Raw genomic sequence first — 26,120 nt, forward strand, 5'->3', positions numbered from 1 at the left:
AGCCCCTCCCGGGTTCAGCGCAACGACGCCGGATCCACCGGTGTACCGAGGCGGGCCGACTCCCCGCCGGCCAGGGCGAGCGTCAGCGCCACCAACCCGTCCTCGGCGGTGACCCGTGACTCGGCGCGCCCCTCGAAGGCGGCGACGAACTCCGCCAGCTGCTCGGCGTACGGATCGACCGCACCGTCGTCGGCGTAGACCACCTCACCCGCGCCGTCGGTCACCACCGCCGACGGCTTCGAGTCGAACCGCAGCACGCCTTCGTCGCCCACGATCTCGAACGTCGACCGCAGCTCGGTGCCGGGTACGTCCCAGATCCCCGTCACCTCCGACTCCACCCCGCTCGCGTGGGTGAGCGTGGCCGACGCGTGGACGTACTCGTCGGGGCCTGCGCCTGGCTCCGACGTCGTGAGGGGCTCGGACCGGCCGACCACGTGGGTCACCTCGCCCGCCACCCAGCGGGCGAAGTCGAGGTCATGGATGGCGAGGTCGACCAGCACGCCGCCGGACCGTGCGACGTCGACGAACCAGGTCCCGCGACCCGGGCTCGCGTTGATCCGGAAGAACCGCAGCTTGCGGAGCGCGCCGATCCGGCCGGAGAGTACCGCCTCGCGGGTGCGTACGTACGCCGGGAAGAAGCGCAGCACCTGCGCGGGAAACAGTCCCACTCCCGCCGACCGGCAGGTCTCGATCATCGCCCGCCCTTCGGCCGGCGTCCGCGCGAGTGGCTTCTCGCAGATCACGTGCCGGCCCCTGGCGGCCGCCTCGAATGCCCACTCGGCATGGGTGTCGGTCGGCGTGCAGATGTCGACGATGCTCACCCGGCCCAGCAACTCCGCCTGATCGGCGACCGCGGTGATCCCGTGCTCGGTCGCGAACGCCTCCCCGCGGCCCCTGTCGCGGGAATGCACGACGACCGGGATGCCGAGTCGCTGCCACGCGACCGTGTGCTGGTTGCCCATCAGGCCGGTACCGACCAGCCCGACGCACGGCGTGGTTTCCGTCATGCGGCCTCAGCTTAGATCAGTGATTCCGCTCCGAATCAGTCCTCCGGAGTGCCGGTCAGCGGTCATCGGCCAGCACCGGCGGCGCCGGCGTGCGCTGGACCCGGGCCGTGAGGCAGTTCGTCGTCGACGAACCTCGGCCGCGCGGCCAGCAGCCCCGCGGCCATCTGCGGAAGGACCAGCACCAGGAGGAACCCGATCGGGATCGTCCACCCGCCGGTCACCTCGAACAGTGCCCCGAGGGCGAGCGGACCGATGGCGGCGATGAGGTACCCGATGCTCTGTGTGAACGCCGACAGCGGGCCTGTCACGTCGTACGACCGCGACCGCAGCCCGATCATCGTGAGCGTCAGCGGAAACGCGCCGCCGCCCAGCCCGAGCAGCACCACCCACGCCACCGCACCGGCCCGGGGGGCGAGCAGGAGTCCGGCGTACCCCACGAGGAACGCCACCCCGCACGCCCACACGAGAATGCGCTGGTCAGGGAGCCGGGCCGCGATCGTCGGGAACGCCAGCGAGAGCGGGATCCCCATCAGCGGCAGGACCGCCAGCAGCAGGCCCGCCGACGCCGCCGAGACACCGGAGTCGCGGAAGATCTGCGCCAACCAACCGAACGCGGCGTACGCCTGAAGGGACTGCAGGCCGAAGTAGAGCGCCAGCGACCACGCCAGCGGCGAGTGCCGGAGGTCGGCGAAGCCGCGCTTCCTTCCGTTCCTACGACGGGAGTCGCGGTGGCCACGCGCTCCACCGAACACCAGCAGCCAGCCGACCAGCGCGACACCGGCGATGACCGCCCAGACGCCGAGACCGGACCGCCAGCCACCGAGCGTGGCGGCGAGCGGCACCGTCAGCGCCGCCGCGATCGCCGCCCCCGCCGCCATCGACGTCGTGTAGGCGGCCGTGGCGAGGCCGACCCGCCGCGGGAAGTACTCCTTGACGAACGCCGGCAGCACGACGTTGCCGACCGCCATGCCTGCCAGGGCGAGCGTCGTGGCCAGCAGGAACACAGTGCTCCACGGCACCACGGCCCGGACCGCCTGGCCCACCACCACGACCGTCAGCGCGACCGTGAGGACGTTGCGGGCACCGAACCGGCGCGCCCACCCGGCCGCCACCGCACCGAACGCCGCGAAGCACACCAGCGGCAGGGTGGTGAGCACACCCGCGACTGTCGGCGTCAGGTGGAGGCCGCCGCGGATGTCGGCAAGAAGGGCACCGACACTGACGACCGCCGAACGAAGGTTGAACGCCAGCAGAACGACCGCCGCGAGGAGCAGCCAGCCCGGCCACCCCTTCACGCTCCCGGCGGGACGAACGCCCGCCGCGGGGACGCCGTCCCCTGCGGCGTCACAGGATTGAGCGGCGTCTGCCGCGTCAGGGGCACCTGCCGCGTCAGCGGCGTCGTCCGCCTCCGGGGCGGAGTCCACTTGTGCTGGCAGGGAGGGCGAGGGGACTCGCGGCGATAGTGACACGTGGTCCCACCCTATGGCGTCACTCCAACCCAGCAGGTGGCGGCCGAATCCTCGGACACCATGTTGGCGGCGCCGGAGACCCAGAACGGGTGGTCAGGAAGGTCGCGCCCCGCGGGACGGCCGGAGCCGACGTACGACGTCGCGGACGACGAGGGCGATGAACCGGGTGTTGGTCACGGCGTACCGCCCGAAGAGCCGGCGCGGCTCCTGCGCCAGCCGGAACAACCACTCCATCCCCAGCCGCTGCACGGTCACCGGAGCGCGACGGAGCTCACCCGCCAGGACGTCGAAGCTGCCGCCCACGCCGATGCAGACGGGTACGCCGGTCGCCTCCGGTCCCGCCACGACGACGCGTTCCTTCGCCGGTGTCGGCATCCCGACGAACAACACGTCCGCGGCGCTACGGCGGATCTCGGCGAGGATCGCCGGCTCCTCCTCGGGTGCGTAGTAGCCGTTCCGGAGCCCGGCGACCTGCACGCCGTCGGCACGGAGACGTTCGCCGAGGCGGGTGACGACGTGTTCGCGGCCGCCGAGCAGATAGACGCACCAGCCGGCTTCGCGCGCCAGCCGCAGCACCTGCTCCATCAGGTCGATGCCGGCGACGCGTCCGGGTAGTGGCTGCCCCAGCATCCGCGCCGCCCAGACGAACGGCTGCCCGTCCGATCCGATCAGATCGGCGCGTTCGAGGAGGGCGAGATAGTCGGGGTCGTCGCTCGCGCGTACGACGTTGGCCGCGTTGACACACAGATGCGTGCCCGGCCCACGTGCGGCGATCCGATCCTCGACCCAGGCGAGGGTCTCGTGCATGTCGACGGCGTCGACCGGAACACCGAGGATCCGCATCCTGCGTCCCTCGCTGACCGGTGCCATCCTCGCCGCCCTTGCCTGTCGCGCGCCCGCGGACACCCTAGATGTAGCGGTCGACGACGGCGAACCGGCGGTGGGCAAGGGTGGGATTGCGCTGGCGTACGGCTTCCACCCGGGCCGCGTCGATCTCGCCGACGCAGCTGCCTGGCTCCTCTCCCAGGCTGGCGACCACCACGCCCATCGGGTCGACGACCATGCTCCGCCCGCAGTAGGCCGGCGGGGACTGGGCGGCCGCCGCGACGTAGCAGGTGTTCTCGATCGCCCGGGCCCGCAGGAGGGTCGACCAGTGGTCCTCCTTGAGTGGCCCGCGCATCCACGCCGCCGGGACCACGAGGACGTCGGCGCCGTCATCGGCGAGTGCGCGGGTGAGCTCCGGGAACCGCAGGTCATAGCAGGTGAGCAGGCCGAGCCGATGGTCCCCGAGGGGGACGATGACCCGCTCGCTGCCGCCCGACACCAGGCGGTCGGACTCCCGGTAGCCGAACGCGTCGTAGAGGTGGATCTTGCGGTAGGTGTCCATCAGCGAACCGTCGGGCCCCAGCGCGACCAGCGTGTTGTACGCCCGCGCGCGATCATCGTCACAGGTCTCGAACATACCGGCGATCACCGCGGCGCCGAGGTCCTTCGCGAGCCCGCCAAGCGCCTGGACGAACGGACCGTCGACCGGCTCCGCGGCGTCGCCGAGCGGCGTGTCCGGCGTCCCGAAGTCGTACATGCTCGCCTCCGGGCACACCACCACGTCGGGCGCCGCCCACGCCGTGGCCTGGGCGAGGCGTCGGATCTCCGCGAGGTTCTCGGTCTTGTCGAGGCTGGCACGGAACTGCAACAGGGCTATGCGCACGTACGCCAGTCTGCCCGGTGAGGGTGAAAGACTCGACCTGTGGGCGACCAGGGATCCGCGGACTTCGACGTCGTCGTTCTTGCCGGTGGGACGGCGCGACGGTTCGGCGGCGCGGACAAGGTCCTGCTGCCCGTGGCCGGCCGGCCGATGCTGGAGCGGGTGGTCAGTGCCGGTGCGGCGGCGCGGACGGTCGTGGTCGTCGGACCGCAGCGGCCGCTCCCCCCTGGCGCGCCGACCGTGCGGTGGACCCGGGAACAGCCGGCCGGCTCCGGCCCGCTCGCGGCTGTGGCCGCCGGCCTCGAACTCTGCGGTTCGGCGATCGTCGTCGTCCTGGCGGGCGACATGCCGTTACTCGACTCTTTCGTCGTACGCACGCTGGTCAGGACCGTCGCCGCATCGGCGGGCGCTGAGGGACCCGCGCCCGTCGACAGGTCCCCCATCGACAGGTCCCCGCTCGGCAGGTCCCCGGCCGCTGAGCCTGCTGTGGACGGGGTGGTCCTCGTCGACGCGGAGGGTCGGCGGCAGCCGCTGGCCGCTGCGTACGTCCGCGCATCTCTCCAGCGCGCCTTCGCGACGATCGGCGATCCGGCCGACCGGCCGATGCGGTTGCTGCTGGACCAGCTCCACGTCGCGACTGTCACCGACCCGCGGGCGGCGCTCGACTGCGACACCCCCGAGAGCCTCGCCCGCGCCGACCACCTGGCCGACTCGCCACCCGACGCCGAGCCGCCGCCACGGTGACTGCCCTCGCACCTGCGTGAAGCCCCCCGGTGGAAATCCCGGCGTTGGCCGCTTGCCAGTCGATGCATACGTGGTATACATACTCGGTACGCACTCGTCGGCGAGGGGAACAGGGATGTCCGTTCGACAGGGGTTGTTGACCCTTCTGGAGCAGCAGCCGATGTACGGCTACCAGCTCCGCATGGAGTTCGAGTCACGCACCGGCTCGACCTGGCCGCTGAACATCGGTCAGGTGTACACCACGCTCGCCCGGCTCGACCGCGACGGGATGGTGGAGGGAGCCGGGTCGGACGAGGAAGGCCACGTGATGTACCGCATCACCGACGCCGGCCGAGCCGAGGTCGCGGCGTGGTTCACCACGCCGGTCCAGCGCACCCAGCCACCACGTGACGAACTCGCGATCAAGCTCGCGCTCGCGGTCACCATGCCTGACATCGACGTCGCGGCGGTCATCCAGGGTCAGCGCCGGGCCACGATGACGGCCCTGCAGGACTACACCCGACTCAAGCGCACGGCGGAGGACAGCACGGCAGCGGGCGGGCAGGTCGACCCGGCCGGACTTGGCTGGGGTCTCGTGCTCGACTCGCTCGTCTTCGCCGCCGAGGCCGAGATCCGCTGGCTCGACCACTGCGAGGCACGGGTGCGCCGGGCCGCGCGGGAGCGACGACCCTCCGTCGAGTCCGCACCCGCACCCCAGGACACGAAGGCGGACGCGTGATGAACGACGTCGTTCTCGAACTGCGTGAGGTCAGCCGGGTCCACGGCGCCGGACCGACCCAGGTGGAAGCGCTGCGGTCGGTCTCCGCCCAGGTGTACGCCGGCGAACTGGTGGCCGTGATGGGTCCTTCGGGATCTGGCAAGTCCACCCTGTTGACCCTGGCAGGGGGCCTGGACCAGCCGTCGTCGGGCTCGGTTCTCGTCCAGGACAACGCCCTCGAGACGTTGAACCAGACCCGACGCGCTCGCCTGCGGCGGACCACCATCGGCTACGTCTTCCAGGACTTCAACCTGATCCCAGCCCTCACCGCTGCCGAGAACGTCGCGCTGCCGCGGGAACTCGACGGTGAGCGCGGGCGCGCAGCCCGCAAGGCTGCGCTGTCGGTACTGTCCGAGGTGGGGCTCGGCGACCTGGCCGACCGGTTCCCCGACGAACTCTCCGGCGGACAGCAGCAGCGGGTGGCCATCGCCCGAGCCGTCGTCGGCAACCGCCGCCTCATCCTCGCCGACGAGCCGACCGGCGCGCTGGACACCGAGACCGGCGAGGACATCCTCCGCCTCCTGCGCGCCCGCTGTGACGCCGGCGCCGCAGGCGTTCTGGTCACCCACGAGGCACGACACGCCGCCTGGGCGGACCGGGTGGTGTTCCTCCGGGACGGGCGCATCGTCGACCAGTCCCGCGCCGACCGGCCGGACACGCTGTTGGAGCCGGAGGTGACCCGGTGACAGCCTGGCGACCCATGCTGCGCATGGCCCGCCGGGACGCCACGAGAGCCCGTGGTCGCAGCCTGTTGGTCCTGCTCATGATCGCGCTGCCCGTCTTCGCGGTCACCGCCGCCGACGTGGTGATCCAGACCGCCGAGATCTCTGGGGCGGAGGCACTTGAGCGGCGCCTTGGACCCGCCGACGCGCGGGTCGATTTCGACGGCCACGGCCGCGTGGTGCAGGGAGTCGACCCGAACTCCGGCGTGAACGCCTCGGCGTCGAAGGACCCCGCGCCTCCCACCCTGGCGACGGTGAGCGAGGCGCTGGGACGCCCGGCGCACGGTCTCGAGCTCCGCGAGGGGACCGTGCGGGTGCGTACGGACAAGGGCGTGGCCAATGCCGAGGCCACCGAGATCGACCTGCGCGACCCGCTTGCCGACGGCCTGTTCAGGTTGACCGCCGGACGGCTGCCACAGGAGCCGGGCGAGGTGGTGGTGAACGCCGCCCTGGCCGCGCGTGGCCCGAGCCTCGCCGAGAAGGTCGACGTGGTGGGCGAGCAGGAAGTGACGGCGACGGTCGTGGGCATCGCCGAGTCCATGTCAGCCCGCAACTACCCGGTCATCGTCGGTCCGCTCGACACCCTCGGGCTGACACATGGCGAGAACGCCGCGACCTGGCTGGTCGACGCGGGCGACGCGGTGAGCTGGCAGGACGTCAAGGCCCTCAACGCAGACGGCGCCGCCGTCCTGTCGCGCGCAGTCCTGGAGGATCCGCCGAGCGCCTCGCAACTCCCTGACAACCTTCCTACGTCCAGTTCCGATGCCGCGGTCGCGATCATCGCGCTCATCGTCGCGATGGCTCTCGTCGAGGTCGTCCTGCTCGCCGGACCGGCGTTCGCCGTCGGTGCACGCCGGCTCCAGCGCACCCTCGCGCTGATCGCCTCGAACGGAGGAACCCCACGACAGCTCCGCCGGGTCGTCCTCGCATCGGCCGTCGTACTCGGTGGCGCGGGGTCGGCACTCGGCGTCCTGGCGGGAATCACCGTGGCGTTCGCGGCACTGCCACTCGTGCAGCGGCTCTCCGACGGCTGGTTGGGTCCGTTCGACGTCCCCTGGCTCCACGTGCTGGGCATCGCCGCCTTCGGCCTGCTCAGCGCGGTGCTGGCCGCGGTCGTACCCGCTGCCCTCGCGGCGCGGCAGGACGTCGTCCAGGTGCTGGCGGGTCGTCGCGGCGACCGGCGACCGGGCCTGCGTTCGCCCGTTGTCGGGCTGGTCCTGCTCGGTGCGGGGATCGGCGGCAGTGCGTACGGAGCGCTGGTAAAGAGCTCCGGGGAGCTCTACATCGCCGTGTCCGCACTGGTGGCGGTCCTCGGCATGATCCTGCTGGTCCCCGTCGTCATCGCGACGGCGGCCAAGGTCTCGGGACGGCTGCCGTTCCCCCTCCGGTACGCCGTCCGTGACGCCGCTCGGCACCGCACCAGGACCGCGCCGGCGGTGGCCGCCGTCGCCGGCACCGTGGTCGGTGTCGTGGCGCTCGGCATCGGCGCGTCCAGCGACGCACTCGAGAACGAACGCACCTACGTTCCGTCGCTTCCGCTCGGCACCGGCGCCCTCGTGTCATGGAATGCGAAGCCGGCGGAATGGCCACGATTCGAGCAGGCCGTACGCCGAGAACTGCCCGGCAACGAGGTCGTACCGGTCCAGGGCATTCCCGAGCAGGCCGTCGACGGCTCTTCGGTGTACCTGGAGTTCGGCGTCCCCGCGGGTGGAGGACGCCAAATCAACAACTGGGGCTCGTCTCTCGGGTCAGCCTTCCTGGTCAGCCAGGACTCCGTTCCCGTGGGACTCGTCGAACTCGACGCCGATCAGCGTGAGGTCGTACGCCGCACACTGGCCAGCGGCGGAGCCGTGGTGATCACCGACCAGCCGGTCGACGCCACCACGGTCAAGGTCTCGGCAACGTACTTCGACGAGAACGGCGAGCCCGACGAACACCGGCCGGTCACCGTCCCAGCGGCGTTCGTCGACATCCCTGGCCCCATGGCCCCGCTGCAGGCGGTCCTCTCCCCGCAGGCGGCCGACCGGCTCGACCTGGAACCCGTCGTGACGGGACTCTTCGTCGACGGACCGATTCCCGCACAGGCGGAGACCAACATCGGTGAGGCGATCTCCGCCGTGAGCCCCGATGCGGGCTTCCAGGTGGAGCGGGGCTACCAGGCAGGCGGCGAGACCCAGATGGTTCTCCTGATCCTGGCGGCCCTGGGTGGCGGGCTGATGCTCGCCGGCACGCTGACCGCGACGTTCCTCGCGCTCTCCGATGCCAGACCCGACCTCGCCACTCTGTCCGCGATCGGCGCCACCCCCCGTACCCGCCGAGCCGTTGCCGCCTCCTACGCCGGGACGGTCGGCCTGCTGGGCGCGATCCTCGGCGCCGCGGTCGGGTTCGTGCCCGGGATCGCCGTGTCGTATCCGCTCACCTCGTTCGGCTGGACCGACATCGACGCCGAGGGGCGTGCGCTGCCGGACCACTTCCTCGACATCCCGTGGCTGCTGCTGGCAGCGGTGGTCGTCGTGCTGCCGCTGCTCACGGCCCTGATCGTCGGCCTCGCCACGCGGTCCCGCCTGCCGCTTGTCGCTCGCGTCGAATGAGTGCCGGCAAGCAGCCCTGCGGCGGCGGTCGCTGGACCCACATCGCTCGGCGCTGCAGGAGCTGCGGCCGGCCCGGTGTACCCCGGACCGGCCGGTAGCGGCATGCTGCTTTTCATGGCAGTCGCGCCGACCGGAGGAAAGGGACCGACCATGCTCACCGAATGGATGCAGGACCTGGCCGATGCGCTGGGCGTCGATCTTGCCTCCGTGGGTGACGCGGAACTCGTGGACCTGATCCTCGACCTGGCCCGGGACGCCGCCCACGCTGTCGACCGTCCGGCCGCGCCGCTGACGACGTTCCTCGTCGGCTACGCGGCGGCGCAGCATGGCGGCGGGCGGGCGTGTCTTGCCGAGAGCGCCGCGGCGGCCCGGGACCTCGCGGCCGCGTGGGAACGAAGGTCGTCGACGGACCGGCCCGGCGACGAACCTCCGGACGGACACCGGACGGCTGGCGGCATCGCGGAGTCCTGACCTCGGCTACTGTCGTCCCGCCATGTCCACATCCCGCCTGTCCAGCGTGTCGTCCGCGTCGGCCCGCCTGCCGGACGTCCGCCTTCCCGCCCCCTACGTGTCGCCGCTGCGTCAGATCGGGACCAGGATCGTCGCCGCCCTCGTCCTGCTGATGCTCGTGGTTCTCGTCGTCTACCTCGGCCGTGACGGCTACCGGGACAGCGGCGACCCCGAAGGTCAGCTCAGCCTGCTCGACGCGTTGTACTACGCAACGGTCAGCCTCACCACCACCGGCTACGGCGACATCACGCCGGTGACCCCCGGCGCGCGTCTCGTCAACATCCTGCTCGTCACGCCGCTGCGGGTCGCGTTCCTGATCGTCCTGGTCGGGACCACACTGGAGGTGCTGGCGACGCGGAGCCGCGAGCAGTGGCGCATCTCGCGATGGAGGAGTCGGTTGCGCGATCACACAGTCGTCGTCGGATTCGGTACGAAGGGCCGCAGCGCGGTCGACACCCTGGTCAACGGCGGGATACCGCCCGAGCAGATCGTCGTCGTCGACCCGCAGCAGTCCGCGATCAACGAGGCCAACGCCGCCGGGCTCGGCGGCATCGTCGGCGACGCCACCCGTGCCGACGTGCTGCGCCGCGTCGAGACGCAGACGGCGAGCCGGGTCATCGTCACCACCCACCGCGACGACGCCGCCGTCCTGGTCACCCTCACCGCCCGCCAGCTCAACCCCGACGCCACGGTCGTGGTCGCGGTCCGCGAGGCAGAGAACATCCCGCTGCTCCGGCAGAGCGGCGCCGACATCACCGTCACGTCGTCGGACGCGGTCGGCCGGATCATGGGTTTGTCGACGGTGAGTCCGGCACTCGGCGCCGTGCTCGAGGACCTGCTCACCTACGGCGACGGCCTCGAAGTGGCCGAGCGCTCGGTGCTGCCCCGCGAGGAGGGCTGCTCGCCGCGCCAACTGGACGATGTCGCGGTGGCCGTCGTCCGAGACGGCGAGGTCTACCGCTACTACGACCCCACCGTCTCCCAACTGCTGCGCGGTGACCACGTGGTCGTCGTACGCCCGGCCCAGGAACTGCCTTGGGCGCCGCGACCAGGCGCCAACGGCGACGACGACGCGATCGCGCCCGACGAGGAGGGGGATGGTCCGGGCCGGCCGGGTTCGTCGACCGGCGACCGTCCCAGTCCGGGGAGCTGATCGATGATGCGGGCAGTCGTGGCGACCGGCACAGGCGGTCCGGAGGTCCTCACCGTCGCCGAGGTGCCAGATCCTGCACCCCCGGGACCCGGCGAGGTCGCGATCGCGGTCACGGCGGCCGGCGTCAACCGCCCCGACCTGGTGCAGCGTCAGGGCAACTATCCGCCGCCGCCCGGCGCGTCCGAGATCCTCGGCCTGGAGTGCTCCGGCCGGGTCGCCGAGGTCGGCCCAGACGTGCAGCACCTCGCACCCGGTGCCGAGGTGTGCGCCCTGCTGGCGGGCGGCGGCTACGCCGAGCGGGTCGTCGCATCCGCCGGTCTTGTCCTCCCCCGCCCCGAGGGCGTCTCGCTGGTCGAGGCCGCGGCACTTCCCGAAACCGTCTGCACCGTCTGGTCCAACGTCTTCATGCTGGCCGGCCTGCGTCCCGACGAGACGCTGCTGGTCCACGGTGGCGCGAGCGGGATCGGTACGACGGCGATCCAGCTCGGGCGCGCCCTCGGTGCCCGGGTGCTCGCCACTGTCGGCGGTGCGGAGAAGGCCGCACGTTGCCTGGAGCTCGGCGCCTCGGCGGTCGCCAGCTACCGCCAGGAGGACTTCGTGGAGTTCGTCCGGCGTGAGACCGATGGCCACGGTGCCGACGTGATCCTCGACATCGTGGGAGCGCCGTACCTCGCCCGCAACCTCGACGCGCTGGCCACCGCGGGACGGCTGGTCGTCATCGGGCTGCAGGGCGGCCGCCGGGGCGACATCGACCTCGGCACGCTGCTCGCCAAGCGGGGCGCGGTCCTTGCGACCACGCTGCGTGGACGCCCGCTCCCGGAGAAGGCGGCGATCGTGGCCAGCGTCGCCGAGCACGTCTGGCCGCTGGTCGCGGACGGCCACCTCCGCCCGGTGATCGACCGGGTTCTTCCGCTCGACGAAGCCGCCGAAGCCCACCGCGTCCTGGAGGCGAGCGAGCACGTCGGCAAGGTCCTTCTCGCCGTAGCGCCAGGCTGAGTGCGCGCTGGGACCGGATGATCCAGTCTGAGTGGCTTGTCGGAATTCGGTCAGATTCTGGTGGCTTCGGGGAAACCGTTCGGGCGGTCCGCCGCGTCGTAGCCAGATAGCCATGGCACGCCGTGCCACTCCCGTCGCGCGCGGTGTGGCCGCACGGGACGCGCACGCGATGCCCGGTAGTTCGGCAATGAGGGAGGCAGGCGACCGATGAACATCGACCACGCACTGAGGGAACGCCGGCTCGCCCGCATCCGGATCCGCGCCGAGGTGGCCCGCAGGCGTTCCGAACGCATGCGCACCGGACAGCGAGCGGGCGGCCGGTCCGCTGGATCGGTCCGTACCTACACACCCGGTGGTTCCCCGGGATCGGGCTCCTGACCTGGGCAGGCGTCAGCTCTGACCTGGGCAGTTCCTACCGTGGCGTCCTCGTCGAGGGGGCCGTCCTCGCATTGCGTACGACATGGGGTAAGGATGGGGCCATGACCGATGCTCCCCAGAGCCCTGGCGTCCCCCACGACGAGGACAGCGACGGGCAGGACAAGCAACGCCGCGACGAGTCTCCCCGCGTCATGATCGTCGGTCCGGACGGCATGGCGGTGGAGGGTCCGCCCGCCAAGGAGTCCGACGGCGACGACGAGGAACGCTCGGTCACCGACCTTGTCGAACAGCCGGCCAAGGTGATGCGGATCGGCAGCATGATCAAGCAGCTGCTCGACGAAGTGAAGGCCGCCCCGCTCGACGAGGCGAGCCGGCAGCGGCTACGCCAGATCCACAAGTCGTCCATCTCCGAACTCGAGAAGGGCCTCGCCCCCGAGTTGGTGGAGGAGCTGGAGCGGCTGTCGCTCCCGTTCGACGAGGGGACGGTGCCGAGCGAAGCGGAGCTTCGGGTCGCACAGGCGCAGCTGGTCGGTTGGCTCGAAGGCCTCTTCCACGGGATCCAGACCGCGTTGTTCGCGCAACAGATGGCGGCGCGGGCACAGCTCGAGCAGATGCGGCGGACGCTTCCGCCGGGTACCCCGATCCCCCCGCAGATGCAGCCGCCGGCCGACCACGACCGCCCGGGCGGCATGTACCTCTAGACGGTATGCGGAGGCTGAGGCCTCGCGCTCATACCGTCGAGAAGCCGAACAGCTTGTCGAGGACGGCTGCGACGCCATCGTCGTCGTTGCCGGGGCACCGGCGCTCGACCGCTGCCAGCACGTCGGGGTGTGCGCCGGCCATGGCATAGGCCGTGCCTGCCCATGACAGCATCGCCAGGTCGTTCGGCATGTCACCGAACGCCACCACCTCGTCCGCCGAGACACCCCGCTCGGCGCAGAACGCGGCAAGTGTGGTCGCCTTCGACACCCCGGGCGCGGAGATCTCGAGCAATCCGGCACCCCCGGAGTACGTCAGCTCGGCGAGGTCTCCGGCGACCTCACTGGCCTTGGCGAACAGCACGTCCGCGTCATGTCCGTTGTGCTTTGCCAGCAGTTTCACGGCCGGCTGGCTGCCGAACAGCTCCGTGACCTCTCCGACAAAGGTCTGGCTGGCGAAGTCGCCGAGTGGTTCGTACGTCTGCTCGTGACCGAACGTCTCACCGAACTCCACCCCGAAGCTCACCCCAGGTATCGCCGCCCGAATGGCGTCGACGACCGCGAGCCCGATCTCGGGAGCGAGAGGGTAGCTGTCGACGACCCGCTCCTGGTGCAGGTCGTAGACAAGGGCGCCGTTGGAGCAGACCGCGATGCCGCGGTGTCCGGTGGCGTCGGCGATGTGGCGGAGCCACCGGGGCGGCCTGCCGGTGGCGAACACCACCGTGGTGCCGGAATCCTCGACGCGGGCGAGGGTACGGCGGGTCCTGGGCGACACCGTTCCGTCCGTGCGCAGAAGAGTGCCGTCGAGGTCGCTCGCCACCAGCCGAGGTCGACCGGCGCTCGGGGGGCGGTGTGGGCGCGGAGGTGGCGGCGACATACCCCCATCCTGTCAAGTACGGAGACCCGCTCCGTCCCGGACCTGGCCGCGGGGGATCACAGCTACCGTTGCCCGCGTGGGATTCGAAGGGTCATACCTGTGGCGGCTGCGGCAGAAGATCGGCAATGAGCTCCTCCTCCTTCCGGGTGCTGACGTCCTGGCCTTCGACGACGCTGAACGCGTGCTGCTGATGCGGCGTGCGGACACCGGGCGATGGTCGGTGCCAGGCGGTTGCGCTGAGCCTGGTTCTACGTTCGCGCAGACGGCGATCCGTGAACTCGAGGAGGAGACCGGCCTTCGCGCCGATCCTTCTGGTCTCGAGCCGTTCGCCAGTCTTTCCGATTCGACGACGACGTACCCGAACGGTGACAAGGTGCAGGCGTTCGTCATGTGTTTCGCTGTCTTCAGGTGGACCGGCGCGCTGAGGCCGTGCGATGGTGAGGCGCTGGAGCTGAGCTTCTTCGCGCCGCAGGAACTGCCCGACGATCGGAACCCGTACGTCGACGAGGCGCTGTCCCTATGGAACGCGTACCGGAAGACCGGGCGGTTCCAGGCCTGCTGAGCTGGCAGCGCGTCAGCCGACGGCCCGCTCCAACCGGGCGGCTGCCTTCGGCGCCACCTCGTCGGCGACCTCGCGTGCCTCGTCCTCGCTGGTCGACCAGACGTAGACGGCACTGACCAGGTCGCCCCTGCGCTGGTAGACCGCAAGGTAGGAGTAGTCGGTACCGCCCTTCCGGCTGTCCTGACCACGCCACGCGAACGCGTCGCCGAGGGTACCGGTCGGCGGATCGACGATCTCGACGTCCGCCATCTCGCCCTGGCTGTGCTCCCAACCGTCGCAGCCCCCGACTGCCTTCTTGATCTCCGCGAACGCCGCCGCGCCCTTGCCCGGCTGGTAGGCGACCGCTTCGTTGCTCACCACGAGCTCGGCCACGTTTGCCGACTTCCAGAAGAAGTCCTGGTTGCGGGCGAGCCGGTCACCATCGGCCGCCGACTTCCGCGCGCAGATGTCGTTGGTTGGTGCGTCGAGGGAGTCGTCCTGGTCCTGGACCTCCACCTCGCGGCCGACGTCACCTTCGCCCAGCACGATGACACCGATCGCGGCCTTGAGCTCCGCCGCGGTCATCTTCCGTTCGGGCTTCGGCTTGTCACCGACCGGCTTCGCCGCTGGCTTGTCGGACCGGGAGGCGGTCTCGGGAGACCCCTGCTCGTCCGAGCTGCAGCCGGCCAGCATCAACACGCCGACCGCGAGCACGGAAAGGACATATCGGGTTCTAGGCACGGGTCGGCACTCTAACGAAGATCCGCCGAGCGCCGACAGGCCCGGGCGCCGACCGCGATGCAAATGACCACGCCACCCATGCCTGTGGAAGCCGGAACAGGTGTCGGTACCTGTCCAACGGCCAAAGGCATACCCAGCGTGGTCATTTTGCGGCCGTGCTGCCCAGCCCGTACGCACTGTCACGGTGAGCCATGGGCCTCGACGCGAGGAAACACGGGCTCGGGCGTCGGCAGTTCCCCGCCCGGACCGACGACGCCGGTCTGGGCCACCAGGCGTCCGGCGATCTCCGGCGTGAAGGGGTGGAGTTCGACGGCGAGGGCCCGAAGCGCCGCCACCAGGACTCCGAGCACCGTGTCGAGCCGTAGTCCCGCATCGCCGTCGCCGCCGCGTTCGGCCTTGGCCAGCAGCCACGGTGCGGCGTGCTCGACGTACCGGTTGGCCGCATTGACCACCGTGGTCACCGCCGCGGCCGCACCGCGCAGGTCGAACCGCTCCAGCGCGGCGTCGATCCGCGCCGGTAGTTCGGTACACGCGGACAGCAGCGGCTTCGCGTCGGTGTCGGCGTACCCGCCGTCAGGAGGCGGCGGGACGACGCCCTGCCGGTAGCGGTGCACCATGCTCACCACCCGCTGGGAAAGGTTGCCGATCCCGCCCGCCAGGTCGCGGTTGGCGGCGTCGACCAGCCGCTGGACCGTGAAGTCGGTGTCGCCGACCTTCGGTACCTTCGCGACGAGCCACCACCGCACCGCGTCCGTACCGAAGTCGGCCGCGAGCTGCGCCGGGTCGACGATGTTGCCGAGCGTCTTGCTGAGCCGGCGCCCGTTCGCGGTGAGGAAGTCGTGGACGAAGATCTCGTGCGGCAGCGGCAGTCCGGCCGACAGCAGCATCGCCGGCCAGTAGACCGCGTGGAACCGCAGGATGTTCTTGCCGATCACGTGGACGCGCCGGTCGCTCTCGCGCCACCAGGTACGAAACGCGTCCGCGTCGGAACCGGTGCCGTAGTCGAGCGAGGTGATGTAGTTGCCGAGCGCGTCCCACCAGACGTACATCACCTGGGTCGGATCGTCGGGCACCGGAACTCCCCAGCCACGGGTGCGTTCGGCCGAACGCGAGATGGAGAAGTCCTCCAGACCGGCGGCGACGAACGCCTTCACCTCGTTGGCCCGCACGGCTGGCTCGATCCGGAGCCGGCCGCTGTCGAGGAGATCCGCCAGCTGGTCCTGGTAGCGGGAGAGCCGGAAGAACCAGTTCTCCTCGCTGACGAGTTGCGGCGTCGTCTCGTGGTCGGGGCAGAGGCCGTCGACCAGTTCGTCGGGCGTGTAGAACTGCTCGCAGCCGACGCAGTAGAGCCCTTCGTAGTGGCGCCGGTAGAGATCGCCGGCGGCCGCGCACGCCCGCCAGAGTCGTTCGGCGCCGGGACGGTGACGCGGGTCGCGGCTGGTACGGATGAAGTCGTCGTACGACAGGTTCAGGGCATCCCGAAGCGACTCGAACACCGCCGCGTGGTCGTCGACGAACTCCTGCACGGGCACGCCGGCCTGCTCGGCGGCCTGGACGTTCTTGAGCGCGTTGTCGTCGGTCCCGGACTGGAGCCGGACCTGCTCACCGCGCAGGCGGCGATGTCGGGCGAGGACGTCGGCCTGGACCAGCTCCAGGGCGTGGCCGAGATGCGGGTCGGCATTGACGTACGGAATCGACGTGGTGACGTAGTACCGCTTCGGTGCGGTGGACATCGGGCTTCCTTTCACGGGTGGTGCTCGCGAGAGGGCGCCGGCCACAGACTTTGCGGTGACATGAGAAAGGCCCCTCCGCGAGGGGCCTTCGGGCAGTGAGTACGGCACGTAGGCGGCCCCTAGCGGGGCCGCATCATCTCCTCGGCGCCGGCGATGCGCGCCGGGCGTGGACTGTGGTGCCGGATGGTCATGGGGTTGAGATTACCAGCCGGCTGAGGGTTCGCCCGCTGGTCCAGCGGACGGAGCGAGGGCGTGGGGACCGAGCGAGGGCGAGGGGACGGCAACCCCCGCGCCTGGGCTGCGTCACGCCAGCGATCGGGCGAGGTCGGCCAACCAACGCTTGGAGTCCGCCGCCGAGCGCAGTCGCACGACCCGCACCCCGGACGCGCTGAGCTCCGACAGCCGGCCCGGCAGTTCACGGCGATGCCGGCGGTGCGACCTGACCGCCCACACCAGAAGCGAGTTCCGGCCGAACAGCGCGGCCCAGTGCTCCCGGTTGCCGTTCCACAGCTCGGTCCGGCGAACGATGCGTACGACCGTCCGCCGGACGATTCTGGGGACGATCACCCACAGCGGCAGGTCCAGCCAGACCACGACGTCGGCCTGGGGCCACAGGCTTCCGCTCACCCGATCGAGGTAGTTGCCGTCGAACACCCATCGCGGCCGCCGGGCGTGCTCCTCGACCGCGCTGGTGAACTCCTCAACCGGCCGCGGTGACCAGTTCGGTCCGTGGGCGAGACTGTCGAGCTCCACATGATCGGCGCCGATGAGTGAGGCGACTCTGGCCGCGAGCGTGGACTTCCCGGTACCGGTGGTACCCAACACCACCACCCGGCGCGGGGACTGCGGCTCCGCAGCCTCGTCCGCCTCCCGCCGACTCACCGCCATCGCTTGTGCCCTCCTCGCTCTCCTCGCCCACCGGTGCCGTACGCGCCTCCTCGAGGAGCGTACGGGCCGTCAGAAGCACGACGTTCCGGCACTTCCGGCAGCGAGGAGCTCCAGGGCGTGCCGCGCGTGCGCCGACAGGGTCACTCGGTCGAGGTCATCCGGGTGGACCCAGGTCGCGCCATCGGTGCTGCCGTCCCCTGGCTCGGCCCGGAGCGTTCCGCCGATGATCGTCACCTGGTAGAGCAGACGTACGCCATGGATCGAGACCCCGGCGCTGTCGTAGACGTTGGCGTGGACGCCGAGCAAGGCTCCGACCCGTCCGATGAGGCCGGTCTCCTCGGCCAGCTCCCGGAGTACCGCGTCGCCCGGGTCCTCGCCGTGCTGGACCCCGCCGCCGGGCAGGGTCAGAGTGCCGGGCGTACGCGACCGTCGCGACATCCGGCACAACAGCACGCGGCCCGTTTCGTCGAGAGACAGGGCGTACGCACCGACCCGCTGCCGCTGCCCAGACATGGGGTCACTTCTCCCCGTCACTCGCTCCGGTCACCCTTGCCGTGCGACGGGTGTTCGGCGACGAAGACTCCGCGCTGCGGCACGATGATCACCAGCCCGTCGTCCGCGAGGAGGCGGACCGCCTTCCGCACGGTGTCTCGGGCGAGGCCGAACTCCTGCACCAGCCTGGCCTCCGACGGGATCGCGCGGCCCGGCCGATAGTCCCCGCGGGCGATCCGCGCCCGAAGGATCGATGCAAGCTGTCGGTACGGCGGCACCATGTGGCCATGGTCGATCTCGGCGTCCGGTCCGAAATCCATGGCTGCAGAGATTAGGCGTCTGGCCACGAGGCTCCCCCTCCATCCACGTGCCTAGACGTGGCTGGCTCAGCTCAGCTTACGGTGCTCGCTATCGGTGCGGCGGCTGGTTGACCTGCCCGACCCCGGCCCTCGGTCCCGGCCGCCGCACCGACCCACACCGCGAGGAGGCCGAGCAGTGCGCTGGAAGCCGGCGACATTTCTGACCTGCGCCACCCGGCAGGGGCGACCATGATCATGCGCGGACAAACGGGCGGTCCAGGCATCGAAAGTCCCCGACTTCCCGCGCCTGATCATGGCTCAGCTACGCCGACGACCGGATCGCCCGCAAGCCCCTCGGTGGCCCAAGCCCGGCAGGCTTCGGGGAGTGCAGTCCACCACGCTTCAGGGAGTGGGGACGTCGGCGAACCAACGGCGCAGCTCGACCGCCACGCCGTCCTCGTCCAGGGGCGCGGTCACGTGGTCGGCGGCCGCCAACGCCTCGGCCGCGGCGTTGCCCATCGCCACCCCACGCCCGGCCCATCGCAGCATCTCGACGTCGTTCGTCCCGTCGCCGATGGCGAGCACGTCCTCGCGCCGGACCCCGAGCCGTTCGGCCACCTTCGCAAGGCCCGTCGCCTTGCTGACACCCTCGGGCGCGAGGTCGAGCCAGGCCGTGAAGCCGATGTAGTACGCCACACCGTGGACGCCGACCCGTTCGATCACCTCGAGGAAATGCTCGGCCTCGATCGACGGCTCCCGCAGGATCACGCGGGTCACCGGGTCGGCGATCAGGCGTTCCAGAGGTTCGACGCTGAGCTCACCGGTGAGTTCACCCGGCGGGAACGGCGCGTTGACCCGGTACCCCACGCCCAGCTCCTCGACGGCCACCAGCACGCCCGGGAGGTGGGAGAGCAGCATCCGCAGGACCGGCGCCGCGTCGAAGGTCACGACGTCGACGAGTTCGACGTCCGGGCCGGCGGCCAGTCCGGGGTTGCCCCGCTCGATCGGGTGAGGGCGCCCATCGGGCCCGGCAGCGGGAGCGCCGTCCGGGTGCAGACGTACCGTCACCGCACCGTTGCTGCACACGAGGTACGGCAGCGACAGGTCGAAGTGCAGCGCGAGCGGCCTCGTCGCCGTGAGCCCGCGCCCGGTCGACAGAACGACGTACGCACCAGCCTCCGCCGCATGACGTACGGCAGCGTCGACGGCGGGCGTGACCTGGTTCTGCACGTCGACGAGCGTCCCGTCGATGTCGAGCGCCACCAGGCGGGGTCGCCACGCCCCGGGTGGGTGGTCCGGGTCACGGTCACTCGTCACCCGGGCCGTCACGCGAGCGGCTCCAGGTGGGCCCGCCCGCCGAGGAACGGCTGCAGCGCCTTCGGGACGCGTACGCCTCCGTCGGCGTCCTGGTGGTTCTCCAGGATCGCCACGATCGTCCGGGTGGTCGCCATCGCGGTGCCGTTGAGCGTCGCCGCGTGCCGAGTGCCGTCGTCGGTACGGAACCGGACGCCGAGCCGGCGGGCCTGGAACTCCGTGCAGTTCGACGTCGACGTGACCTCGCGGTACCTGCCCTGCGTCGGGATCCACGCCTCGATGTCGAACTTCCGCGCGGCACTCGCGCCGAGATCGCCGGCCGCGGTGTCGATGACGCGGTAGGGCACCTCGAGCCTGTCCCAGAACTCGCGTTCCCAGGCGAGGATCCGCTGGTGCTCGGCCTTCGCCTCGTCGGGATGGACGAACGAGAACATCTCCACCTTGTCGAACCAGTGCACGCGGATGATGCCCCGTGTGTCCTTGCCGTGGGACCCAGCCTCACGACGGAACGACGGGCTGAAACCCGCGTAACGCAGCGGGAGCTGGTCGGCGGCGAGGATCTCGTCCATGTGGTACGCCGCCAGCGGGACCTCCGACGTGCCGACGAGATACAGGTCGTCGCGTTCGAGCTTGTAGACGTCCTCGGCGGCCTGGCCGAGGTAGCCGGTGCCCTGCATCGCCCGCGGCTTCACCAGGGACGGCGGGATCATCGGCGTACACCCGTAGCTCATGGCCTGATCGACCGCCATGTTGATCAGGGCCAGTTCGAGGAGGGCGCCGATGCCGGTGAGGTAGTAGAACCGCGAGCCCGAGACCTTCGCGCCGCGTTCGATGTCGATCGCGCCCAGCACCCGCCCCAGCTCCACGTGGTCCCGCGGCTCGAACCCCTCCGCGGTGAAGTCGCGCGGCTGGCCGACCTCGTCGAGCACGACGTAGTCGTCCTCGCCGCCGGCCGGCACCTCCGCCTCGACGAGGTTGTCGATCTGGAGCATGAGTCGGTCGTACGCCTGGGCGGCCTCGTCCTGCGCGGCCTCGGCGGTCTTGACGTCGGCGGCGAGCTGCTTCGCCCGCGCCAGCAGGGCCTGCTTCTCCTCGCCGGCGGCACGCGGGATCTGTTTGCCGAGTGTCTTCTGTTCGGACCGGAGCTGCTCGAACGCGGCGATCGACGACCGCCGGCGCTCCTCCGCGGCGAGCACCTCGTCGACCAGCTCGACGGAGGCGCCACGGCGCCGCTGACTCTCGCGTACGCGGTCAGGGTCTTCACGGAGCACCTTGGGGTCGATCACGCCTCGAGATTAACCGGGAGTACGGGAGGCACCGCCACCGGTTTCCTCTCCGCGTGGCGACGGGCGGGTACGCCTGGTGCGACCCGGCGTGGCGGCACTGCCTACCGGACGGTAGACATTGCTTCCGTGGACGCGGGTGTCGGACGTCGCGGTGGCTGGGAGAGGTCATGAGACCGCCGCATGTCGCGACTCATCGCCGTGGCCCGACTCGCCATGGCTTGTCCGGCCTTGACCTGGCCGGCGGTGGCCTGAGTGGCATTGGTGCGCCGGTGGCGATCTGTGTGGGCGGCGTCGGTTTCGTCGTTCTCCTGGTCCTCGTCCAGTCCGGATGGGCGCCGCTCGTGGGGTTCGACCGGAATGTCGCGGCCGAGCTTTCCGCCGATCTCGCCGCGCATCCTGCGCTGGTCGGGCTGTTCGTCGTGGTCCAGGAGCTGACGCAGCCGTGGGTGCTGCGCGGAACCGTCGTGATCGTGGCCGCACTCCTCATCCGGCGAGGGCGCGCCCACCAGGACACCATCGACCGGGGCCTCACCCCGCAGGCCTTCGTCCGGCAGGACCTCATCCGGCTCGGCTGGTGGCTCGTCGCCGTCGTCATCGCCGGCGCCGGTGCGGAGTACGTCTTCAAGCGCGCCGTCGCGCGTCCACGCCCGCAGGTCTCCGACGGACTCGTCGAGATCGGCGGGCACGGCTTCCCGTCCGGGCATGCGTTGGGTTCGGCACTGTTGGTCGGCGCACTCCTCATCGTCGTCTCGCAGCTCAACGTGACCCGCCGCCTGCTGATCACCCTCTGGACCTCGGGCGCCTGCGTGGTCGTGCTCGTCGGCTTCGACCGGGTGGTCCTGGGTGTCCATCACGTCTCCGACGTCCTGGCGGGTTGGTGCCTGGCGGCGGCTCTGCTGGGGGCGACGACCGCGGCGTTCGGGATCGGCCAGGCCCGTACGCGGATTCCGCGCCGGCGCGGACGCTCGCGACAGCGGGTCGCCGTGATCGTCAACCCGTCCAAGATCGACGACGCCGCGGCCTTCCGCGCACAGGTCGAACGCCACGCCGCCCGCGAAGGATGGGCGACACCGCTGTGGTTCGAGACCACCCGCGACGACCCGGGCCAGGAGATGATCCGCGCCGCCGTCGACGCCGACGTCAAGCTGGTGATCGCGGCGGGCGGCGACGGGACGGTCCGCGTGGTGTGCGCCGGGCTCGCAGGTACCGGCGTACCCCTCGGGATCGTGCCGGTCGGCACCGGCAACCTGCTCGTCCGCAACCTCGGCCTGCCGCTCGACCGAGCGGCCGCGCTCCGGGTGGCGTTCACCGGGCAGGACCGGCAGCTGGACCTGGTCCGCGTCGAAGGTGACGGCGTACCGACCGACCGGTTCGCGGTGATGGCCGGGCTCGGCCTCGACGCCGCGGTCGTGGGTGAGGCACCGCCGAAACTCAAGGCGCGGATGGGGTGGGGGGCCTACGTCGTGTCGATCGCGCGGAACCTGTCGTTCCCGGCGGTGCGCGCGGAGATCTCCGTCGATGACGAGCCGCCGGTCCGGCTGCGGGTCCGTACGGTCCTGATCGGCAACGTCGGCACCCTGCATGCCGGGCTGTCGCTGCTGCCCGACGCCCGGCCGGACGACGGGATGCTCGACGTGGTGGCCGTGGCGCCTCGCCGGCTGACCGACTGGCCGGGGCTCGCGTGGCGGGTCGTCTCCAGGTCGGCCGCGCAGGACGACCGGCTGCGCACCTGGCGCGGCGAACGGGTCGTCGTACGTTCGGTCGAGGCGTGTCCGCGGCAGCTGGACGGAGACGTCATCTCGACCGGTCACGAGCTGCGGTGCGAGGTGGAACCCGGCGTCCTGCTGGTCCGTGTTCCCAGGCGCGCGAACTTCTAGGGATCCCGCTGCCCGCCGGCTTGGTCAAACGCCGACTCGGCGAGGAGCTCGGCCAGGCGGTCGGGCTCGAGGAGGATCACCGTCAGTGCGTGCCGTTGGTCCCAACGGCCGGCGGCGTGGGCGAGGGCGCGGGCGAGACCTTCGCCTGTCGCGGCGTGGGCGGCCCCGCCTTCGTCGACCCACCAGTCGACCTCCTGGCCGTCCACCCGGAGGTCGTCGTGTTCCCACCATCGAGTGGGTACGCCGGGAACCAGGATGCGCGCCGCCTCGGGTACTTCCCGTTCGGCGCGCTCGTCATCGTCGTCGACCGCACCGGTCGCCGCATCGGACGCCAGTGGCAGGTCGAGCAGGTCGGCGAGCCGTTCAGCGGCCGCGCCCGGCGCGACGACCTGCCCGCCGAGGTCGGTCCGCTGCATCCACATCGGACCGTCGACGACAACGGCGGCGGAACTGTCGACCACCCGAGTGCCGCTCCCGCCGGTTGCCGGCTCGGTGAGGACGCGGACCTGTCGTGGCGGGGTCGGGCGCGCGTCGTCCGTCGGCGGCTCCAGGTCGGCGAACTGCGCCCAGAGCGCCAGCATGGTGGTCGCCGACACCTCGAGCGACGGATCGCTGAGCCGATCCAGGATCGTGCGTACGCCGGTGGGATCCAGGTCGGCGATCCGGCCCACCAGGCCGAGCGCGCGCCGGACACCGGCGTCCAACTCGGCAACCCACCGCGGCGGCGGGGTCAGCAGGGCGGCTACGGCCGGGTCGGCGTCCGGATCGGCGAGGTCGGTCAGCGGTACGCCGTCGATGCGGACGTGGCGGCGTAACCACCAGGCGGTGTAGGACAGCGCGGGGGTCGCGGCCCGATCCGGCCGGGCGACTGCGTGCACGCGGACCGGTTCGGTCAGGGCCCGTCGGGTTGCCCGTTCACCGGCGAGCAGGCGCAGGGTCCGCGGCCAGGCGTCGTCGCGTACGAAGTCCAGGTCCCGGACGGCGACCACCTCGTCGATCCGCGCGGCGGCCGGTCCGCCGCCCTCTCCCGGGCCCCGGTCATCGCCAGCGCTCGACGCGGCGTCCAGTGTCTCGCCGACCCATGCATCGATGTCGTCGAGTTCGGCGAGCTCATCGGGGAGTACGTCGAGATGGACATCGGACGCGGTCACCACGCCGAGCGTCCTCGCCACCCCGACGGCCTCGAGGACGTCAGGACCCCACCGGTCCAGGAGTTCGGTGGCGACCGGCGCGAACTCCTCCGGATCCAGGACCGCCTCGGCCTCGGAGCCGGGCAGGACCAGCGCGTTCGCCGCCGCCAGGTGCCCGCCCGTGTCGGACAGAAGCAGCTCCCCCAACCACGGCAACTCCCCCGGGGACAGTTCACCGGCGGAGGTCGCGGCGGCCACGAGGGCGAGTACGCCGTCGGCGACGGTCGGGTCGTCAGACTCCGCCGCGTCATGGACCGCCGCCTGCACCGCACCGTCCTCCAGGAGGACGCGCGGGCCGGCCCGCTGGGCACCCAGGCGTTCGAGGACGCCCGCTGCCGTACCCGTCGCGGCCTGCGGATGGACGAGCCGAAGTCCGGACGACGCCAGCAGGCCGAGGGCGTCCTCCGACAGGCCACCGTCTGCCGTGGTGCGGTGGGTGCCCAGACCGAGCGCCTCGTCCGGCAGGAGCAGCCCGCGCGCACCCCGGACGATGCGGCCGTCGGCCAGCGGTACCGGCAGGGCGCCGAGAGCCTCCCGGCGTACCGGGTCGGCGACGGTCGACACCAGCACGGTGTAGAAGTCCCGCCACCACTCCGGCGGATGCGCGGCCGCGACACCGGAGAGCTCCTCCACGATGTCGGCCAGGGAGAGCCGTCGTACGCCGAGGGCGTCGTGGGCCGCCCGGTCACCGCGGCGCTCGGCCACCAGCCCCGCCATGAGCGGCGCCAGCGCCCGGACCACCTCGTCGTCGGCACCCTCCACGACGACCGCGTCTCGGGACCGGATCAGCGTGTGGTCCTCGACGGTACGCAGCAGCGGGGTGTCGGGAAGCCGGCGCAGTATCGCCTCGCGGATGGCGCCGTCGAGCCGCCCGGCCGGCAGGCCCACGGGCACGAGGTGGATCACGTTGTCGCCAGCCTCGGCGCGGGAGCGGGCCAGGTCCGCGTAGGCGCGCGCGGCCTCCTCGACCAGTCGGTCGGTGAGCGGGCCTTCCGCGACATGGCGACGGGTCGGGTCGAGCGGGAACGACGCCAGCAGCATCGCCGGCAGCGACAGCGGCTCGTCGGTCGGTGTGGGTGCGTGGACGACTGCGGGCAGGTCGCCGGACCGCGCGCCGATGCCCGCTCCACCGGCGCTCGGGCCGGTCACGCTCGGGCCGCCGAAGGGATCCACGGTCGTGGGCGTACGCGGAAGAGCCCACAGCACGGTCCACGACGGGCGGCTCCGCTCCTCGGTCGGGCGGTCGGCCAGCAGCTCCGCACGTTCGTTCGGCGTCCAGACGCCGCTGGCGCGGTGGGCGTGCCACCGCTCGCCGACGCCGGTGAGCACCCGCACGCCGTCGCCGTCCTCACCCCCACCACGGGCATCCGCACGACCGGCATCCGTACGGCCGGACTCGCCGGGGTCGATCTCGATCCGGTCGAGGTGCGGCAACGCGAGAAGCAGCGCGTCGTCGGCCTCGGCCAGCAACCGGCGTACCAGGTCAGCGGCCGCCTCGTCGCGCAACGGCAACAGGACGGCGGTGTCGAAGCCCTCCGGCGGCTCGCCGTCCGCGGCGAACGGCAGCCGTAGTACGGGGACGTGACCGTCGCGGCGGCGCTGCTCGGCCGCCAGCCCAGGGGCGGCCTCCCCGGCCTCGGCGACGAGGGCGGCGGTGTCGTCGCGGGAGAAGCGAACGCCTCCGGTACGGGAGACGATCGTCGGTTCGTCCGTCACGGCCAGCACCGCCGCGAAGCCGACACCGAAGCGACCCACGGTCAGATCCTGACCGGACGTCAGAGGGGTCGACTCGGGCACCGGCGTCGGGGACTCGTCCCGCTTCGCGGAGGCCCGGAGAGTGGCCAGCGCCTCGACACCGGCGGCGCTCAGAGGCGCTCCGGTGTTCGCCGCGATGAGGACCGGCCCGCCCGACTCGGCACGCGTCTGCGGATCGTCACGAAGCGTGAGCCGCAGCCGTCCGGGTACGCCGGCGCGTGCGGCCGCGTCAGCGGCGTTCTGGGCGAGCTCGACCACGAGCCGGTCGCGGTAGCCGCCCAGCGCCAGGTCCTCCTCGGCATTGGCGTCCTCCCGGAACCGGACCGGCGAAGCCGACCAGGCAGCAAGCACCCGGTCGCGGGTGGCTGCCGTCGCGAAGGGATCAGTCACCCGGGTG

24 protein-coding genes are annotated in these 26,120 nt (G+C 71.5%); 11 read left to right on the plus strand and 13 right to left on the minus strand.

Going from position 1 to position 26,120, the window contains the following annotated elements; translation table 11 throughout:
- Positions 1-14: 14 nt before the first annotated feature.
- The 4 genes from ABN034_RS23225 to ABN034_RS23240 form a co-directional block, all read right to left on the minus strand.
- Positions 15-1,007, minus strand: coding sequence for a Gfo/Idh/MocA family protein (locus ABN034_RS23225; RefSeq protein WP_349693122.1), 993 nt, complete (start codon positions 1,005-1,007; stop codon positions 15-17).
- Between the two features lie 62 nt (positions 1,008-1,069).
- Complete coding sequence (locus tag ABN034_RS23230) at positions 1,070-2,302, minus strand: MFS transporter (RefSeq protein WP_349693123.1); 1,233 nt, start codon at positions 2,300-2,302, stop codon at positions 1,070-1,072.
- Between the two features lie 267 nt (positions 2,303-2,569).
- Positions 2,570-3,346, minus strand: a complete 777-nt coding sequence (locus ABN034_RS23235; RefSeq protein WP_349693124.1) for a WecB/TagA/CpsF family glycosyltransferase — start codon at positions 3,344-3,346, stop codon at positions 2,570-2,572.
- A 37-nt stretch (positions 3,347-3,383) separates the two neighbouring features.
- Positions 3,384-4,184 carry a carbon-nitrogen hydrolase family protein gene (locus ABN034_RS23240; protein ID WP_349693125.1) on the minus strand — a complete coding sequence of 267 codons (801 nt, stop codon included), beginning with the start codon at positions 4,182-4,184 and terminating at the stop codon, positions 3,384-3,386.
- 39 nt (positions 4,185-4,223) lie between these two features.
- On the opposite strand from ABN034_RS23240, the gene mobA reads away from it, so the two are divergent.
- From mobA to ABN034_RS23285, 9 genes are all read left to right on the plus strand, one after another.
- A complete protein-coding gene (gene mobA, locus ABN034_RS23245; protein WP_349693126.1) occupies positions 4,224-4,925 on the plus strand; it encodes a molybdenum cofactor guanylyltransferase in 702 nt (233 codons plus the stop codon).
- Between the two features lie 115 nt (positions 4,926-5,040).
- Entirely contained in the window at positions 5,041-5,643 is a 603-nt protein-coding gene (locus ABN034_RS23250) for a PadR family transcriptional regulator (protein ID WP_349693127.1), read from the plus strand.
- Positions 5,643-6,368, plus strand: a complete 726-nt coding sequence (locus tag ABN034_RS23255; protein ID WP_349693128.1) for an ABC transporter ATP-binding protein — start codon at positions 5,643-5,645, stop codon at positions 6,366-6,368. The genes ABN034_RS23250 and ABN034_RS23255 overlap by 1 nt, the downstream gene beginning before the upstream one ends.
- Entirely contained in the window at positions 6,365-8,995 is a 2,631-nt protein-coding gene (locus tag ABN034_RS23260; RefSeq protein ID WP_349693129.1) for an FtsX-like permease family protein, read from the plus strand. Before ABN034_RS23255 ends, ABN034_RS23260 begins: the two co-directional genes overlap by 4 nt.
- A 114-nt stretch (positions 8,996-9,109) precedes the next feature.
- Entirely contained in the window at positions 9,110-9,466 is a 357-nt protein-coding gene (locus ABN034_RS23265) for a DUF6457 domain-containing protein (protein ID WP_349693130.1), read from the plus strand.
- 22 nt (positions 9,467-9,488) lie between these two features.
- Entirely contained in the window at positions 9,489-10,658 is a 1,170-nt protein-coding gene (locus ABN034_RS23270) for a potassium channel family protein (RefSeq protein ID WP_349693131.1), read from the plus strand.
- A gap of 6 nt (positions 10,659-10,664) precedes the next feature.
- Positions 10,665-11,654 (plus strand): NAD(P)H-quinone oxidoreductase, encoded by a 990-nt coding sequence (locus tag ABN034_RS23275; protein ID WP_349693266.1) that lies wholly within the window; start codon positions 10,665-10,667, stop codon positions 11,652-11,654.
- 207 nt (positions 11,655-11,861) lie between these two features.
- Positions 11,862-12,032 (plus strand): hypothetical protein, encoded by a 171-nt coding sequence (locus tag ABN034_RS23280; RefSeq protein WP_349330437.1) that lies wholly within the window; start codon positions 11,862-11,864, stop codon positions 12,030-12,032.
- A gap of 191 nt (positions 12,033-12,223) precedes the next feature.
- Positions 12,224-12,733 (plus strand): bacterial proteasome activator family protein, encoded by a 510-nt coding sequence (locus ABN034_RS23285; RefSeq protein ID WP_502877623.1) that lies wholly within the window; start codon positions 12,224-12,226, stop codon positions 12,731-12,733.
- 28 nt (positions 12,734-12,761) lie between these two features.
- Here the strand turns inward: ABN034_RS23285 and ABN034_RS23290 are convergent, their stop codons facing one another.
- Complete coding sequence (locus tag ABN034_RS23290; RefSeq protein ID WP_349693132.1) at positions 12,762-13,550, minus strand: HAD family hydrolase; 789 nt, start codon at positions 13,548-13,550, stop codon at positions 12,762-12,764.
- 133 nt (positions 13,551-13,683) lie between these two features.
- Here ABN034_RS23290 and ABN034_RS23295 point away from each other — a divergent pair, with 133 nt between their 5' ends.
- Entirely contained in the window at positions 13,684-14,169 is a 486-nt protein-coding gene (locus ABN034_RS23295) for an NUDIX domain-containing protein (protein WP_349693133.1), read from the plus strand.
- 12 nt (positions 14,170-14,181) lie between these two features.
- Here the strand turns inward: ABN034_RS23295 and ABN034_RS23300 are convergent, their stop codons facing one another.
- From ABN034_RS23300 to serS, 7 genes are all read right to left on the minus strand, one after another.
- Complete coding sequence (locus ABN034_RS23300; protein ID WP_349693134.1) at positions 14,182-14,889, minus strand: hypothetical protein; 708 nt, start codon at positions 14,887-14,889, stop codon at positions 14,182-14,184.
- A gap of 179 nt (positions 14,890-15,068) precedes the next feature.
- On the minus strand, positions 15,069-16,622 hold the full coding sequence (metG, locus tag ABN034_RS23305; protein WP_349693135.1) for a methionine--tRNA ligase: 1,554 nt from the start codon (positions 16,620-16,622) through the stop codon (positions 15,069-15,071).
- A gap of 303 nt (positions 16,623-16,925) precedes the next feature.
- Positions 16,926-17,510: a P-loop NTPase family protein gene (locus ABN034_RS23310; RefSeq protein ID WP_349693136.1), complete on the minus strand. Its 585-nt coding sequence runs from the start codon at positions 17,508-17,510 to the stop codon at positions 16,926-16,928.
- A 69-nt stretch (positions 17,511-17,579) separates the two neighbouring features.
- Complete coding sequence (locus ABN034_RS23315; RefSeq protein WP_349693137.1) at positions 17,580-18,023, minus strand: NUDIX hydrolase; 444 nt, start codon at positions 18,021-18,023, stop codon at positions 17,580-17,582.
- 17 nt (positions 18,024-18,040) lie between these two features.
- Positions 18,041-18,322 (minus strand): GntR family transcriptional regulator, encoded by a 282-nt coding sequence (locus ABN034_RS23320; RefSeq protein ID WP_349693138.1) that lies wholly within the window; start codon positions 18,320-18,322, stop codon positions 18,041-18,043.
- A gap of 381 nt (positions 18,323-18,703) precedes the next feature.
- Positions 18,704-19,630 (minus strand): HAD family hydrolase, encoded by a 927-nt coding sequence (locus tag ABN034_RS23325; RefSeq protein ID WP_349693139.1) that lies wholly within the window; start codon positions 19,628-19,630, stop codon positions 18,704-18,706.
- Positions 19,627-20,901, minus strand: coding sequence for a serine--tRNA ligase (gene serS / locus ABN034_RS23330; RefSeq protein ID WP_349693140.1), 1,275 nt, complete (start codon positions 20,899-20,901; stop codon positions 19,627-19,629). Before serS ends, ABN034_RS23325 begins: the two co-directional genes overlap by 4 nt.
- A 167-nt stretch (positions 20,902-21,068) precedes the next feature.
- On the opposite strand from serS, the gene ABN034_RS23335 reads away from it, so the two are divergent.
- On the plus strand, positions 21,069-22,778 hold the full coding sequence (locus tag ABN034_RS23335) for a bifunctional phosphatase PAP2/diacylglycerol kinase family protein (RefSeq protein WP_349693141.1): 1,710 nt from the start codon (positions 21,069-21,071) through the stop codon (positions 22,776-22,778).
- Here the strand turns inward: ABN034_RS23335 and ABN034_RS23340 are convergent.
- Positions 22,775-26,113: a sacsin N-terminal ATP-binding-like domain-containing protein gene (locus ABN034_RS23340; RefSeq protein WP_349693142.1), complete on the minus strand. Its 3,339-nt coding sequence runs from the start codon at positions 26,111-26,113 to the stop codon at positions 22,775-22,777. The genes ABN034_RS23335 and ABN034_RS23340 overlap by 4 nt on opposite strands.
- Positions 26,114-26,120: the final 7 nt, after the last annotated feature.

This window comes from Actinopolymorpha sp. B11F2, assembly GCF_040195635.1.
Taxonomy (GTDB): domain Bacteria; phylum Actinomycetota; class Actinomycetes; order Propionibacteriales; family Actinopolymorphaceae; genus Thermasporomyces.

Excerpts from the sequence above, each read along its gene's own strand:
- ABN034_RS23280 (WP_349330437.1), top strand. The coding sequence starts at position 11,862 with ATGAACATCGACCACGCACTGAGGGAACGCCGGCTCGCCCGCATCCGG.
- ABN034_RS23235 (WP_349693124.1), bottom strand. The coding sequence starts at position 3,346 with ATGGCACCGGTCAGCGAGGGACGCAGGATGCGGATCCTCGGTGTTCCG.
- ABN034_RS23225 (WP_349693122.1), bottom strand. The coding sequence starts at position 1,007 with ATGACGGAAACCACGCCGTGCGTCGGGCTGGTCGGTACCGGCCTGATG.
- metG (WP_349693135.1), bottom strand. The coding sequence starts at position 16,622 with ATGTCCACCGCACCGAAGCGGTACTACGTCACCACGTCGATTCCGTAC.
- ABN034_RS23285 (WP_502877623.1), top strand. The coding sequence starts at position 12,224 with ATGATCGTCGGTCCGGACGGCATGGCGGTGGAGGGTCCGCCCGCCAAG.
- ABN034_RS23270 (WP_349693131.1), top strand. The coding sequence starts at position 9,489 with ATGTCCACATCCCGCCTGTCCAGCGTGTCGTCCGCGTCGGCCCGCCTG.
- ABN034_RS23310 (WP_349693136.1), bottom strand. The coding sequence starts at position 17,510 with ATGGCGGTGAGTCGGCGGGAGGCGGACGAGGCTGCGGAGCCGCAGTCC.
- ABN034_RS23335 (WP_349693141.1), top strand. The coding sequence starts at position 21,069 with ATGAGACCGCCGCATGTCGCGACTCATCGCCGTGGCCCGACTCGCCAT.
- ABN034_RS23315 (WP_349693137.1), bottom strand. The coding sequence starts at position 18,023 with ATGTCTGGGCAGCGGCAGCGGGTCGGTGCGTACGCCCTGTCTCTCGAC.
- ABN034_RS23250 (WP_349693127.1), top strand. The coding sequence starts at position 5,041 with ATGTCCGTTCGACAGGGGTTGTTGACCCTTCTGGAGCAGCAGCCGATG.
- ABN034_RS23265 (WP_349693130.1), top strand. The coding sequence starts at position 9,110 with ATGGCAGTCGCGCCGACCGGAGGAAAGGGACCGACCATGCTCACCGAA.
- ABN034_RS23255 (WP_349693128.1), top strand. The coding sequence starts at position 5,643 with ATGAACGACGTCGTTCTCGAACTGCGTGAGGTCAGCCGGGTCCACGGC.
- ABN034_RS23275 (WP_349693266.1), top strand. The coding sequence starts at position 10,665 with ATGCGGGCAGTCGTGGCGACCGGCACAGGCGGTCCGGAGGTCCTCACC.
- ABN034_RS23320 (WP_349693138.1), bottom strand. The coding sequence starts at position 18,322 with ATGGATTTCGGACCGGACGCCGAGATCGACCATGGCCACATGGTGCCG.